The sequence below is a fragment of the Pyxidicoccus sp. M15 genome (genome assembly GCF_056858435.1).
The window spans coordinates 4754344-4767235 of sequence record NZ_CM166495.1; the positions used below are offsets into that span (position 1 = coordinate 4754344).

Genomic DNA, 12892 nt, shown 5'->3' on the forward strand with positions numbered 1-12892 from the left:
CTCCCCAGCCCCACGACAAAAAAGTGCCGACCCGTCCGACCGGCGAGTCGCGCGGACCCCCATCCGCGCGTCTTGCCAGCAGCTCACGAGGCGCGCTCACCACTCCCCAGTGGGAACACGCTCCCCAAAGGCGCGCCACGGGCCCCCACCCACGGCACGCTCCCTCCCGCCGGCCTCGGACGCTCCCCAGGACGGGAGCATCAAGCCGGACGGGTCGGCAAACCCGACCAACCCCTCCTCAGTGCATCGCTGGACGCCCGTCCTTCGCGTCCGGCGTCGTGCGCTTCACTCGCGACGGCCGCTCGAAGTACTCGACCACCAGCCCGCCAAAAGCCACCCGGGGTCCGTCCGCGCGCGGATCCTTGAGCCGCTGCAGCAGGGCCACCGCCGAGTCCACCGCCTCATCCACCGCGCGGTTGATGCGCTCGCGCTCCCAATCCCCGCCGCCCAGCACCTCCGCGGCGTCCACCAGGCAGCGCCGCAGCGCCGCGAATTCCTCGTAGAGGGCGCGCGCGCCGCGCTCCGGCGACAGGCGCAGCACCGCCCGCGTGCGGCTCCAGGGGCTCGTCTCCTCGCCCTCCAGCGTCCGCCCCACCTCGCGGATGAAGGGCTCCACCAGCCCGTCCAGCTGTCCGAGCGAGGCCGCCGAACCCTCCGCCTCATGCGTGGCCAGCCGCATCCGGCGCCACAGCGCCGCGATGCGATCCGGCTGCTGGCGGAAGAACCGCGCCAGCACCGCCGCCTTACGTCCCCGCTCGTTCATGTCCAGTGCCTTCCGCATCGCGACAGGAGGCATAGCAAGCCGGCTGCCAACGCCCTGCGGAGGTCATTTCCCAGGAAAATCAGCCACTTGGGCTCACCCCCAGAGCAGGCAGAGGAGCATGCAGCAGGTAATTTCTTCCGGGGGGCGGACTGTAGGGGTGTCCGAAAGCACTGGTGGGCCCTGGTAGGGAGGGCACCCCGTCAGTGCAGGGTGGGCTTCGGGGGGCGGGGCCCCGCCGGGAGGTCCGCCACGGACTCGCCGGACGTCTCCTCCGGAGGCTCGTCCGGCGCCTCACCCGGCGCCTCGCTCGCGGACGGGGGCGTCTCGTGGGGGCCGCTGACGGCCTCCTGCGTGTCGTGCGACTCGAGGGGGTCCGAGTCGCTGGAGGCGGCGCCGGCGGGCCACTCGGGCCACGTCAGCGCGGGGGCGGGGCCGGCGGCGTCCGGGCCGGGGAGGGCGCCCGGCAGGGCGGCGGCGCGCGCGGCCAGCACGCGCAGCGCGGCGTCCTCCGCGGCGTCCTGGGCGGCCATCTCCGCCAGGCGCGCTTCCTTCTGCTGACGCCTGCGGACGTAGGCCGCGACGCACAGGCCGGAGGCAGCCAGCCACAGCAGCGCGGAGCTGGTGGTGAGGGGCAGCCAGCCGTACCGCGCCGCCAGGCCCCCGCGCCAGTCCGTCTCCTCTACCAGCAGCGACGTGCGGAAGGCCTTGCCGAAGGCCTGCTCGAAGGGCTCGCCGTCGCGCACGCCGTCCACCAGCACACCCATGGCCTGGGGGCCGAACTTGGCGGACAGGTGCGCCACGAAGGCGGCGCTCTGCGCGTAGGCAATCTCCACGTCCGACGGGTGGTCCGGCCAGGAGTCCTCCAGGTCCTCGAAGTGGAAGACGCGCTCCTGCGTCACCGCGCGGAAGAGGGCGGAGTAGTGCGTGAGGGAGTAGCGCTCGCCGGTGACATTCTGTGCCACGCCCTCCTGGAACCAGCGGGGCCAGTCCTTCGCCAGCTGGCCCAGCGCCACGTGCGCCAGCTCATGCCGCAGCGTCTGCTGGCCGTCCGGCTCGTAGAGGCTCAGCGCGTCCAGCAGGATGATTTGATGCGCGGGGTAGGCCAGCGCCACCGCCCAGCCGGGAGGCCGGCCTCCGGGCAGCGCCAGCGCCTCGAACTCCGTGCGGCCCACGCCGAGGCGGATTTCGGTGACGCCCGGCCAGTCCCGCCCGAGGATGGCGCCGAAGCCGTCGCGGATGCCCTCAATCTGTCCCGCCAGGTCCTTCGCGGCCACGGTGGCCGCCGCGGTGTGGAGGATGCGGAAGCGCTTCGTCGTCACCTCTCCGGTGACGCGGGACGGGCGCTCATGGGGCACGAGCGCGGCGTCCTCCACCACCAGCTCGTGTGCGTGCGAGCCATGCGGGTTTCGCGGCTCCTGGGCCAGGGCGCGCGGTGAGGCCAGCAGCAGTGGGAGCAGGAGGAGCAGGTGGCGCATGTGCGGCGGCCTCACGTTTGCCCAGACATAACAGCCTCGGCCCGCGCCGCATCAACCCCCACCACCTTCACGCGCTTGCGGCGCGATGCGTCACCGGACGTGAGTGTCACCTGCCGGCGGGAGACGCCGAGGTGCTTCGCGAGGAACTCCAGCAGGGCGGCGTTGGCCTCGCCGTCCACGGGGGGCGCGGCGAGCTGCACCTTGAGGAGGCCGTCGTGCTCGCCCACCACGCGGGTGCGTGAGGCGCGCGGCTGGACGAGCACCGCCAGCTCCACGCCGTCGGGGACGGCCTTCAGCCAGGGCGCGGCCACGGGCTACTCGCCCAGGTTGGCCTTCTTCTGGGAGAGGTAGGCCACGTTGTCCTCCACGCGCGCGTAGTCGCGGTCCGCGAAGGAGGGGCCCTTGAAGGTCTCCAGCAGCTTCTGGTGCGCGTCCAGCACGGAGCGCACCTGGGACTCGAACTGGGTGCGCTGGCGCTTCAGCTCGTTGATGTCCTCCACCACCTGCACCAGCCGCTGGTGGGCGCCGTGGACAATCTTCTCCGCCTGGTGCTCGGCGTCCGCGATGATGATTTCGGCTTCCTTCTTCGCGGCGGCCTTCAGGTCCTCGCTGATGCGCTGCGCGGTGACCATCGTCTCCTGGAGGGTGCGCTCGCGCTCCTGGTGCTGCTCGAGCTTGAGCTGCGTGCGCTTCAGCTCCTCCTTGAGCGCGATGTTCTCCTTCACCACCTCCTCGAACTCGCCGGCGATCAGCTCGAGGTGGGCCTCCACCTCGCGGCGCGAGAAGCCGCGCAGGGCCGTTTCGAACCGCTTCTGCCGGATGTCGAGCGGGGTGATCTTCATGGGCCCGCATTCTAGCGCAGGGAAGTGACTTCTCCAGGAAACCGCCCCGCCAGGGCAGGGGAGGGGCACGTCCGCTGGTGCACACGCGCCTGCCCGGAGGGGGAGCAGGCGGGCGTCAGCGCGGAGCCTCCCACTGGGCGGCGACGGTGCGCGCGGCGTTCTGCACCGGGGCGGTGAGCCGGGCGTCCAGCGCCGCGTCCTGCACGGTGCGCCGCGCGGTGGCGGTGCGCTGGAAGATGAGCCCGTTGAGCGCCTGGATCTTCAGCGCGTCCGGCATGCGCGGGTGGCGCACCACGTTGCCGAGGATTTCCTCGGCGCGCGGCTCCTGGAAGAGCGCCACCGCGCGGAGCGCCGCCTGCTGGATGCGCGGGTTGGAGTCCCACAGCAGCGCGGCCAGCGAGTCCAGCGCGCGCGCGTCGCCCAGCAGCGCCACGTCTTCGATGGCGATGGCGCGGACCTCCTCCGGTGCCGGCTTCACGGCCCACAGCAGCCCGCGCAGCAGGGCGGTGTCGTCCGGCCCGGCGGCGGCGGGCGCGGCGGCGGCGGCCTCGGTGGGAGGCGGGGGCGGGGCGGAGGGCGGCACGGGCGCCTCGGCGGGGGGCGCGCGCGCGGGCTGCTCCTTCGCCGGGGCGGGCCGGGCCGGGGCAGCGGGACGGGGGCGGGCCGGAGCCTGGGCCCGCGCGGAGGCGGCGGCGAGCAGGAGTCCGGCGACGAGCAGGGGACGCATGGGCTTGGGTTCTACCCCGAAACCCGCCGTCCGGGAGGCTCGGGCCTGACGCGGCGCGGGAGTTTTTCTTGACGCGATCTCCGATCGTGGGACCTTGGCGGCGCTACAGGCGTGTTGCAAGAGGGAGCAAGGGCTGATGAGTGCGGCGGTCGCGAACTGGCAGACGCTGGAGAACGTCGAGGTGGAGTGCACCCACTGCGGCATCCGGATGACCCTGCAGCCCGGGAACCGGGTGCGGTACTACCGGTGCTCCGGGTGCCACCGCTGGGTGTCCAGCACCTATTCGGAGGTGTTCCGCGCGGACGCGAAGGTGCGGACGCACCCGGTGAAGGACACGGGCGCCCAGGACGAGCAGTTCCTGGAGGTGAAGGGCCGCCTGGACCGCTGGCTCAACGCGCTGGAGGACCAGGACCCGTACCGGCTGCTGGGCGTGTCCCCGCTGGACTCCGAGGAGACGGTGCGCGCCCGCTACCACGCGCTGGCCATGGAGCGGCACCCGGACCGCGGCGGCTCGACGGAGAAGATGCGCGAGCTGAACGCGGCCTACGAGAAGATCCTCCGGCACCGCGCGCGCAAGCGTCAGGAGGCGCTGTCCGCCGGCACCCCGGTGCGCGCCGCCTCCGAGCTGCCCGCCCGCAGCAGGTAGCCCCAGAAGAGCGCGCCCAGCGACAGCCCCAGCCCCGCCTTCACCCAGGTGGGGAAGAGGTCGCCCGGCGACACGTAGCCCTCCACCACGCCGATGAGGGCCAGGAAGGGCGCGCAGCCGAGCACCAGCTTCACGGCCTCGCGCCCCCGCAGCGCCAGGGCCTGGCCGCGCGGCAATTCGCCCGGGTCGATGAGCGCCTGGCCCACCATGAGGCCCGCGCCCCCGGCGATGACGATGATGGACAGCTCCACCGGGCCATGCGCGGCGATGAAGTCCAGGAAGCCTCGCGCCATTCCCTCGCGGAAGCACAGCGCGGCGACGGCGCCGATGTGCACGCCGTTGTTCACCAGCATGTAGAGGGTGCCCAGGCCACCCAGCATGCCCAGGGCGAACGTGGCGATGGTGACGGTGAGGTTGTTGGTGGCGATGCCGGACGCCACCGAGTTGGGCGGCGCCACCGACAGGATGTCGTCCGTCCACATGCGGCCCTGGGCCACGTACTGGCGCATGCCGGCCGGCACCAGCAGCTCCGCGCCCCGGGGCTCCCACAGCACCACCAGCGCGCCCAGGAGCAGCCCCAGGCAGAACACCGCCGCGCTGGCGCCCACGAAGCGCAGCTCGCGGCGCAGGGTGACGGGGAAGTCCCTCCGGAAGAAGTCGCGCACCGCGGGCCAGCGCTCTCGCGGCGGCTGGTAGATGGCGGCGTAGGCCTGCCCGCACAGCTGGTTGAGGAAGCGGTGCGCGTCCGTGCCCGGGTAGAACGTCTGCGTGTGGGCCAGGTCCGACGCCGCGCGGCGGTAGAGCGAGTCCAGCGTGCGCAGCTCCTCCAGCTTCAGGGCCCCGGCCTTCTGGCGGCCCAGCAGCGCCTGGAGCGCGTCCCAGTCCGGGCGGCGCTTCGCCACGAAGGCGGGCAGCGGGACGGCCACGTCAGGCCTCCGCCCGGGCGCGGGCGCGCAGGAAGGCCTCGGTGCGCTCGGGCGAGGCGAGCACCGCCGCGCGCGCGTCGCCGGACAGCCCGCCCACCCGGTCCACCAGCTTCTCGCCCATCCGCTTCCGCACCTCGGGCGCAAGCCCTTCCGCGCGCGCGAGGAACGCCAGCACCAGCTCCACCTCGCCCGGCGTCAGCGCGCGGGTGGCGCCCTCCACCGGCGCCACGCCCTGCATCGGCTCGGACGTGGCGGTGTACTTGTCCAGGTCGATGCGCTCCTCGCGCACCAGCAGCGTGCCGGCCAGCAGGTCTCCCAGGCGCCGGTGCTGGCGGGTGAGCAGCATGCTGATGCAGCCGGCGGCGTACAGCATGGGCAGGAAGTCCACCGCGCGGCAGAGGTTGCGCACCGCGCTCTCGAAGAGCCCCACCGGCGAGCCGTCCATCCTCACCACGCGGATGCCCAGCACCCGCTTGCCCACTGTCTGTCCATGGAAGAAGACCTCGCCCACCGTCCAGTACAGCCATTGCGTGGCGAAGAGCCCCACCACCAGCAGCGTGCGCGCCAGCCCGGACAGCGCCTGGAACATGCCCAGCACGTCCGACACCAGCAGCGTGAAGACGAAGTAGGCGACAATCCAGAAGAAGAACAGCAGGCTCGCGTCCACCAGCCACGCGAGGCACCGGTAGCCGATGCCGGCCACGGGCAGGGTGAGCGCCACGCGCTCGGGCGTGGCGACGTCGAGGTGCGGAGACGGGGCGGTGTGCATGTGGGCACCCCCAGCATACACGCCCACGGCTTCGGGCCTCGCGCGGCCCGACTCCCCGCGTTGCCTGGCGATTTACAGGAATTGCTGGTTGTTGTAGGGTGTGTGGCGTTGAACGGCGGGGCAGGTACTGGAGGGCGGTGCCATCTCATACTGAACGCCAGGGCATGTCAGGGGGCGGACAGCGATGACGAACCAACGTCGGAAGCCCCTGGATCCCTCTCCAATTCATGCGCACCAGACACTCGCGCCCGGGCTGATTCGCGTCTGCGCTTTCCCGGTGTTAGGGTTTCATGCCGTAGGACGATGAAGTGGGCCGTTTGGAGGTGGCCCGGCGGGACGTCGGACGTAGTTGAAAGTCGAAAGCAGTCAGGAGTCGAGTCTTGTATCGGTAGACCGACCCCGAAGTGATTCAGCGGACGTGCTCGTTCTTCAAAGGTCTCTCCCCGCTGGCACCGGAGTTTCGGAGTCGGCCGCGGTCAACAGGTAGTTCCAGAAGTTTTCGCCATGGCGGCTGGGGGGCCTTCGCATGGCAACATCCAATCAAGCAGCGATTCGTGTATCTATTCTCGAGGGACCGTGGGCGGCCTGGCAGGGCCTTGCTGATGGTCTCCGTGGAGAAGGCGTGCAGGTCTCCTCGGTGACGAGGGACGTGCGCCTCTTCCTCGATGGCCTGGGAACCGATCCGCCGCAGGTGGCGGTGATGGACGTGGAGGGCGACAGCGAGGCGGCTGTCGGCTGCTCCGTCACGGAGGGCATCAACCTCCTGCGGGAGGCGCGCAAGCGCCGCCTGGAGGTCCGGATGCTGTTGCTCTCCGCGGTGAGTCAGCCGGAGATCATCTCGCAGTGCTTCGACGAGGGAGCCTCCGGCTACCTCTTCCGCGCGGGGCTCGGCACGACGGCCGTGGCGTCCGCCATCCAATCCCTGGTGCGCGGCGAGCGGTTGTTCCCGGTGCAGCTCCTGCGGAACGACTTCGAGCACCCGCCGGTGACGTCACCCACCGCGAGCGTGCTGCTGGCGCTCACGCAGCGGGAGCGCGAGGTGCTGGCGTACGTGGCGGGAGGCGCGGACAACCTCAAGATTGCCGCGCATCTCCAAATCGCCGAGCGCACCGTGAAGTCCCACGTCACCCAGCTCTACCGGAAGCTGGGCGCGGAGAACCGCACGCAGCTGGCGTTGCGCGCGTGCCACCTGGGCGTCCGCCCACCGCCGGACCTCTGAAGCGAGGCTGGCCCACCCTCTCCGCGCTCCGCGAGGAGAGGGAGTCTCTGGTAGCACGGCAGTGTCCCGGGGAGGCCGCTTCACGGCGGCCTGCCCTTTTCGGCGGCCCGCGCGGATGCGGCGGTACGGCGGAGGGAAGCACGCCCCCGAGCCCAGGCGGTTGTTGCCGGGCTTCCGGGGGCGTGTACCCGGTTGCTTCAGTTCTTCAGCTGCGCCTGCTCCTCCATCTTCTTGCGGAGGCTCAGGGGACGCATGTCCGTCCAGACCTGCTTGATGTACTCGAGGCACTCGGCCTTCGGGCCCTGCTTGCCCGCGTCCTTCCAGCCGAGCGCGTTCTCGCGGTCCGCCGGCCAGATGGAGTACTGCTCTTCGTGGTTCACGACGACCTTGTAGATCGTCGTATCTTCGCGCTCATCCGCCATGGTGTTCGACTCCTGGGAGTGGGTGCATTCTGCTCACATCCCTGAAAAAGGCGTCAAGCAGGCTAGGCTGCCTGACACCTCCAATTCCAGCCCCTCCATGAGCGGGGCCCCTGATTCTCTCGGGGTGGGCCCGCGGCGACGGCTGGTCGCCTGGCGGGCGAGGGTGGGGAGATGTGCCGCCGCTCAGCGCGTGGCGCGCAGGGTCTCCCGCTCCTTGGCCTCGTAGAGCGCCTGGATGTTGGCGCCGCCGAAGCCGCGCGCCTCCTGACGCTGGATGACCTCGAAGAAGAGCGTGCGGCGCGCGTGCTGCGTCCGCGTGAAGACCTGGAGCAGGTGGCCCCAGGCGTCGCGGTCCATCAGGATGTTGCGCTCCTGCAGCGTCTCGCGGCGGAAGCCGCCCAGGTCGCCCAGCCGCGTCTCCAGCGACTCGTAGTAGCCCGGCGGCGCGTCGAGAATCTTCATGCCGCCCCGGCGCAGCACGTCCACCGCCCGGGAGATGTCCGAGGAGAGGAAGGCCAGGTGCTGCACGCCCGTGCCGCCGTGCGCCGCCAGGAAGTCCTCGAGCTGCCCGCGCCGGGTGCCGGTGTACGGCTCCTGCATCGGGAAGCAGATGCGCCCCTCGGCGGTCTGCAGCACCCGCGAGTTCATGCCGCTGTACTCCGTGCGCACGTTCTCCTCGTGCGTCTGCTCGAAGCCCAGCACGTCCCCGTAGAAGGCCGCGGTGTCCAGCAGCGTGCCGCGGTCCAGGCACAGCGCCACGTGGTCCAGCCCGCTGAACAGCTCCTCGCCGGCCACCGGCGCCGTCTCCAGCGGCAGGTACACGTCCGGCAGGAAGCCGCTCGCCGCGCTGTCGCGCTGGATGAACGAGTGCACCAGGTCACCGGGACCGGCGATGGTCGCCTTCACCACGCGGCCACCCGCGCCCTCGAACGTGGTGGGCTCCATCACCGGCCGCGCGCCCCGGCGCACCGCCGTCTCGAAGGCCCCGGCCGCGTCCGGCGTGGCGAAGGCCACGTCCTTCACGCCGTCGCCGTGCTGCCGCACGAAGTCCGCCGCCGGCCCCACCGAGCCGAGCGCGGACGTGACGACCACCCGCATGCCGCCCTGCTTCAGGACGATGGACCGCCGCCCCTCCAGGCCACTCTCCGGCGCCGCATGGGCCACCATCCGGAAGCCCAACGCGTGGCAGAAGAAGTACGCCGACAGCATCGCGTCCCCAACGTACAGCTCCACATGATCCACGCTCGTGAAATTCACTCGACGCTCCAATCCTGTTGGCGTGGCCGTCCATCACCTTCCGGGACGGCATCACTATCTGCCACTGGATGCAGTGATACATCCCTAGCATGAATCACGGCTCTGACGTGAGCTTCGTGTATTCAGGTTGGAAAATTCGAAGCCGAGAGTCCCGTCCTGGTGCCAAAAGCCTATAATTCTCGGGCACTTGAGAGGGGTGGGCTCAGCGTCATTTCATGACGCGAAAGGCCACGAGGGAAGTATCGGACGCGTAAATTCACGCCCGAAACGCGCGCTCCGGCGCCCGCACAGCTTTTACGGGAATTCCAGGCGAAACGCGTCATACATCTGCAACAGCAACGAGAATACGGGCCCTGGAGCCCTGCTCGGGGCCGTCACGCGCCGCCTGCCGCCCTCGAAGGCGTCCGTCTCCTCGTCGTTCACCGTCCTGGTGCGCGGACGGGCCGCGGGGCCCGGTGACAGCCCGTGCGGGGACGCGGATACTCGCGGCATGCGCCTGTTCTTCCGGATCATCACCGCCCTCGTGCTCCTGCTGGGCACCGCATGGGTCGCGCTCGCCCTGGCCCTGACGGGCGTGGGGCCTGAAGGGGCGCACTTCGTGAGGGCGCTGCTGGCGCTGGTGCTGGCCGGGGCGGCGGTGGCGGTGTGGCGCCGGGGCTCGCGGTGGGCGGCGGTGACGGTGGTGGCGGTGGGGTGCGCGGCGACCTGGGGCTGGGTGCGGACGGTGTCGCCGTCGGCTCAGCGCGACTGGGCGCCGGACCTGGCGCGCGCGGCCCGGGCGGAGGTGGACGGCCCGCGCGTGACGATTCACGACGTGCGCGACTTCCGCTACCGGAGCACGTCCGACTGGGACGCCAGCTGGTACACGGCCACGTACGACACGCGCGAGCTGACGGGGGCGTGGTTCATCGTGGAGCCGTTCTCCGGCGTCTGGGGCGCGGCGCACACCATGGTGAGCTTCGGCTTCTCGGACGGGCGCTACGTCGTCTTCTCCGTGGAGGTGCGGCGCGAGAAGGGAGAGACGTTCTCCGCGCTGGGCGGCCTGTTCCGCCAGTTCGAGCTCATCTACGTGGTGGGCGACGAGCGGGACCTGGTCCAGCTGCGCTCCAACCACCGCAAGGACGACGTGTTCCTGTACCCGGTGGACGCGTCGAAGGAGCGCATCGCCTCCTTCTTCCTGGACATGGTGGCGCGGATGAACGCGCTGCACGCGCGGCCGGAGTTCTACGACACGCTCTCCAGCAACTGCACCACCAACCTCGTGAGCCACGTGGAGAAGGTGAGCGCGGTGGACGTGCCGTATGACCACCGGACGCTGCTGCCGGCGTACTCGGATGCGCTGGCGTACGAGCTGGGCCTCATCGAGAAGGACGCGCCGCTGGAAGTGGTGCGCGCCCGGCACCACATCAATGCGAAGGCGATGGCGGCCAACGGCCTGCCGGACTTCTCGCGGCGCATCCGCGAGTCGCGGGCCACCGCCGTCTCAGTGCCCTGAGCCACCCGCGGCCGGGCCGGCCTTCAGGTGCTTGTCGTAGTGCTGCTGGAGCGTGACGAAGTAGCCGCGCTCCTCCCACAGCTCCGCGAGGAGACGGTCCGTCAGGGACTTCACCTCGGCGCTCTCCGCCGCGTCGGGCGTGCGGGGGCCGCGGTTCTTCGGGTTGAAGAAGGCGCGGGTGGCCTCGGCCATCAGCACGCGGCTGCTGGCGAAGAGCCTGCGCAGGATTTGATTGATGGGGCGCGCGTCCACCTCCGCGCACGCGGCGACCATGGCGTCGTAGACCTTGCGCGGCATGTCCCCCTCCAGGGCCTTCGCGTCCAGGTCCCCGCGCTCCACCGCGTGGGTGAGCAGGAAGCCGTGGTGCAGGGACGTGGAGGCCATGTCCACGCAGTCCTTCACCCACAGCACGAAGAAGACCTTGCGGAAGACCCACTGCATGGGAAACAGCAGCACGCCCTTGAGGAAGCCCTTCACGTGGCCACTCAGGGAGGTGCTCACGTGCGAGCCCGCGAGCACCTCCACCGCCTTGGCCGGCGTGGGCAGGCCGTGCTCCCCCAGAATCTGCCGGACCATGCCCTCGCGCACCTGGCCCAGGGCGTAGTCGTCCAGGAAGGGCACGGGGATGAGCGGCGTCAGGCCGGAGGCGACGGCGAGAAAGGCCACGCGGCCCGCCAGCGGCGGCAGGTCGCTCTTCGAAGCAGGGCGCGACTTCGGCTCGGTCATGCCCTGTTCATATGCCAATCCCGACCTTCCATTGCGCGGTGCATCGTGCCTGTCCGGCCGGGCCCCGGCCCGGCTGCTGGATGCAGGACGCTCGGCGCCCTGGCGAAGCGCGGGGCACCCCCCCTGACGGCGCGCTCCGCGCTCGGCGGAAGGGGCGTGTCAGCGCACCTCGGCGACCGGCGCCACCACCTCGTCGGGAAGCGGGTGCCACGCGAGCGCCTCGGGGACGGGCAGCGGCTCACGGGCCGGGGCGGGGCGGTTCTTCGCGAGGAACGCGGCGGCGCTCTCCGGGCTCGCGCACGCGCCGAGGATGTGCTCCGGAATCATGAACGCATTGGCGATGGCGTCCGCGACGCGCGGCTCCTGGCTGCCGGCGACCAGCACGTCCACTACGTGCGGCGGGGGCGGCTGCAGCAGCGCGTTGCTCCAGTGCGTCGCCGGGGCGGCGGCGGCCCAGGTCTTCTCCTCGGTGGCGCGGCAGAAGGCCTCGTCGAACGGACGCCCCGAGCCCAGCGCCTCCACGATGCTCTCCGCCAGGGCGAAGGCCGAGGCCGACGCCGCGTTGGCGCCCTGGCCCGCGACGGGGTCGTTCGTCACGTGCGTGTCGCCCACCGCCACGACGCAGCGGCCGTTCGCCAGCGGCGCCCAGCCCCGGCGCACCATCGGCGTCAAGGCGCCCTGCAGCCAGTCCATGGGGCCCAGCACGCCGAACTCCGCCGGGTTCACCCGCTCATAGGTTGCGGGCGCGAAGCGGCGCAGCCGGTCCAGCAGCAGCGCCTCGAAGGCGCGCGGGTCCTCGTCGTACCGCTGGGTGCTCAGCACCGCCAGTTCACCCTCGGGGAGCGCCTCGATGAGGATGCTCGGAACGCGGCCGTGGCGGGAGATGACCTGCGCCTCGAAGATTTCGCCCTGGCCGGGCACCAGGTGCGCCTCCATGCCGATGGGCTCCTGCATGCGCACGCCCTTGAGCAGCGCGGCGAACAGCAGGCGCGCCGGCTTCGTGTGCGGCGACAACTCGGGGATGCGCGGGAAGAGCGCCGTCAGCCCGTTGCGGCCGGTGGCCACCACCACCAGGTCATGCCGGGTGGACAGCGCCTCCAGCGCCGCCGCGTCCACGGGGCGCACCTCCAGCAGGCCCCCGCGCGCCACGAAGTCCTCGGCCAGCTTCGGCAGGTACAGCCGGTAGTCGACGAAAATCGAGGGGCGCTCCAGCCGGCCCTTCAGCCCGAACGACTGCGGCCCATTCACGTGGATGCCCACCTGGTACAGGTCCGCCTGCGGCCCGCCCCAGTGGTCCACCCCCAGCTCCCGCTCCCGGGCGCGCGTGGGCGGGTGGTGCGCCACCGTGTTCGGCAGCCGGCCCGCACGCAGCTTCGCGGGGTCCTGCTCCGCGTACAGGCTCACGGAGATGCCGTGGGCCAACAGCTTCAGTCCGAGGTGCAAACCGGCCGTGCCGGCGCCAACGATGCCGATGCTCGCCATATGTCTCTCCTCCGCGTCCCGCGTGCCATCGTGGCTGTGTCGGGAAGGACCCCCCCCCAGGGGACATGGGGTACCCGGCTTCCCGGGAGCGCGGGCTAGTTAGCACAATACGAATGGAGTCTTACAGATGGGTCGCACTCACC

14 protein-coding genes are annotated in these 12892 nt (G+C 71.2%); 3 read left to right on the forward strand and 11 right to left on the reverse strand.

Translation table 11 applies throughout. The features are described from left to right. Positions 1-238 precede the first annotated feature (238 nt). The 5 genes from ACX9TP_RS18005 to ACX9TP_RS18025 all read right to left on the reverse strand — a co-directional run bounded on the left by ACX9TP_RS18005 (position 239) and on the right by ACX9TP_RS18025 (position 3807). A complete protein-coding gene (locus ACX9TP_RS18005) occupies positions 239-781 on the reverse strand; it encodes a hypothetical protein (protein WP_482980954.1) in 543 nt (180 codons plus the stop codon). Positions 782-963: 182 nt separating this feature from the next. After that, on the reverse strand, positions 964-2238 hold the full coding sequence (locus tag ACX9TP_RS18010) for a peptidase MA family metallohydrolase (protein ID WP_482980955.1): 1275 nt from the start codon (positions 2236-2238) through the stop codon (positions 964-966). A gap of 11 nt (positions 2239-2249) precedes the next feature. Continuing rightward, entirely contained in the window at positions 2250-2549 is a 300-nt protein-coding gene (locus tag ACX9TP_RS18015) for a DUF167 domain-containing protein (RefSeq protein WP_482980956.1), read from the reverse strand. A 3-nt stretch (positions 2550-2552) separates the two neighbouring features. Further along, positions 2553-3080 (reverse strand): DivIVA domain-containing protein, encoded by a 528-nt coding sequence (locus ACX9TP_RS18020; protein ID WP_163997405.1) that lies wholly within the window; start codon positions 3078-3080, stop codon positions 2553-2555. A 115-nt stretch (positions 3081-3195) separates the two neighbouring features. Further along, positions 3196-3807 (reverse strand): HEAT repeat domain-containing protein, encoded by a 612-nt coding sequence (locus ACX9TP_RS18025; protein ID WP_482980957.1) that lies wholly within the window; start codon positions 3805-3807, stop codon positions 3196-3198. A 136-nt stretch (positions 3808-3943) separates the two neighbouring features. Between ACX9TP_RS18025 and ACX9TP_RS18030 the strand changes: the two genes are divergently transcribed. Beyond that, positions 3944-4453: a DnaJ domain-containing protein gene (locus ACX9TP_RS18030; RefSeq protein ID WP_482980958.1), complete on the forward strand. Its 510-nt coding sequence runs from the start codon at positions 3944-3946 to the stop codon at positions 4451-4453. Here ACX9TP_RS18030 and ACX9TP_RS18035 read toward each other — a convergent pair. Together ACX9TP_RS18035 and ACX9TP_RS18040 are read right to left on the reverse strand one after the other, a co-directional pair. Then, complete coding sequence (locus ACX9TP_RS18035) at positions 4387-5379, reverse strand: stage II sporulation protein M (protein WP_482980959.1); 993 nt, start codon at positions 5377-5379, stop codon at positions 4387-4389. The two genes, ACX9TP_RS18030 and ACX9TP_RS18035, sit on opposite strands and share 67 nt — an antisense overlap. 1 nt (position 5380) lies before the next feature. Continuing rightward, positions 5381-6148: an RDD family protein gene (locus tag ACX9TP_RS18040; RefSeq protein WP_482980960.1), complete on the reverse strand. Its 768-nt coding sequence runs from the start codon at positions 6146-6148 to the stop codon at positions 5381-5383. A gap of 526 nt (positions 6149-6674) precedes the next feature. Here ACX9TP_RS18040 and fruA point away from each other — a divergent pair. Then, positions 6675-7367 (forward strand): response regulator transcription factor FruA, encoded by a 693-nt coding sequence (gene fruA / locus ACX9TP_RS18045; protein WP_163997410.1) that lies wholly within the window; start codon positions 6675-6677, stop codon positions 7365-7367. Positions 7368-7564: 197 nt separating this feature from the next. Here fruA and ACX9TP_RS18050 read toward each other — a convergent pair whose 3' ends face one another. Further along, a complete protein-coding gene (locus ACX9TP_RS18050; RefSeq protein WP_163997411.1) occupies positions 7565-7789 on the reverse strand; it encodes an MbtH family protein in 225 nt (74 codons plus the stop codon). A 183-nt stretch (positions 7790-7972) separates the two neighbouring features. After that, positions 7973-9046 (reverse strand): 4-hydroxyphenylpyruvate dioxygenase, encoded by a 1074-nt coding sequence (hppD, locus tag ACX9TP_RS18055; protein WP_482980961.1) that lies wholly within the window; start codon positions 9044-9046, stop codon positions 7973-7975. 490 nt (positions 9047-9536) lie between these two features. Between hppD and ACX9TP_RS18060 the strand changes: the two genes are divergently transcribed. Then, a complete protein-coding gene (locus ACX9TP_RS18060; RefSeq protein WP_482980962.1) occupies positions 9537-10541 on the forward strand; it encodes an Lnb N-terminal periplasmic domain-containing protein in 1005 nt (334 codons plus the stop codon). On the opposite strand, the gene ACX9TP_RS18065 is transcribed toward ACX9TP_RS18060, so the two are convergent. Further along, the gene (locus ACX9TP_RS18065; protein ID WP_482980963.1) at positions 10530-11267 is read right to left on the reverse strand and encodes a hypothetical protein; all 738 of its coding nucleotides are present in this window, start codon (positions 11265-11267) and stop codon (positions 10530-10532) included. The genes ACX9TP_RS18060 and ACX9TP_RS18065 overlap by 12 nt on opposite strands. A gap of 159 nt (positions 11268-11426) precedes the next feature. Next, positions 11427-12749 (reverse strand): styrene monooxygenase/indole monooxygenase family protein, encoded by a 1323-nt coding sequence (locus tag ACX9TP_RS18070; protein ID WP_482980964.1) that lies wholly within the window; start codon positions 12747-12749, stop codon positions 11427-11429. Between the last annotated feature and the right edge of the window lie 143 nt (positions 12750-12892).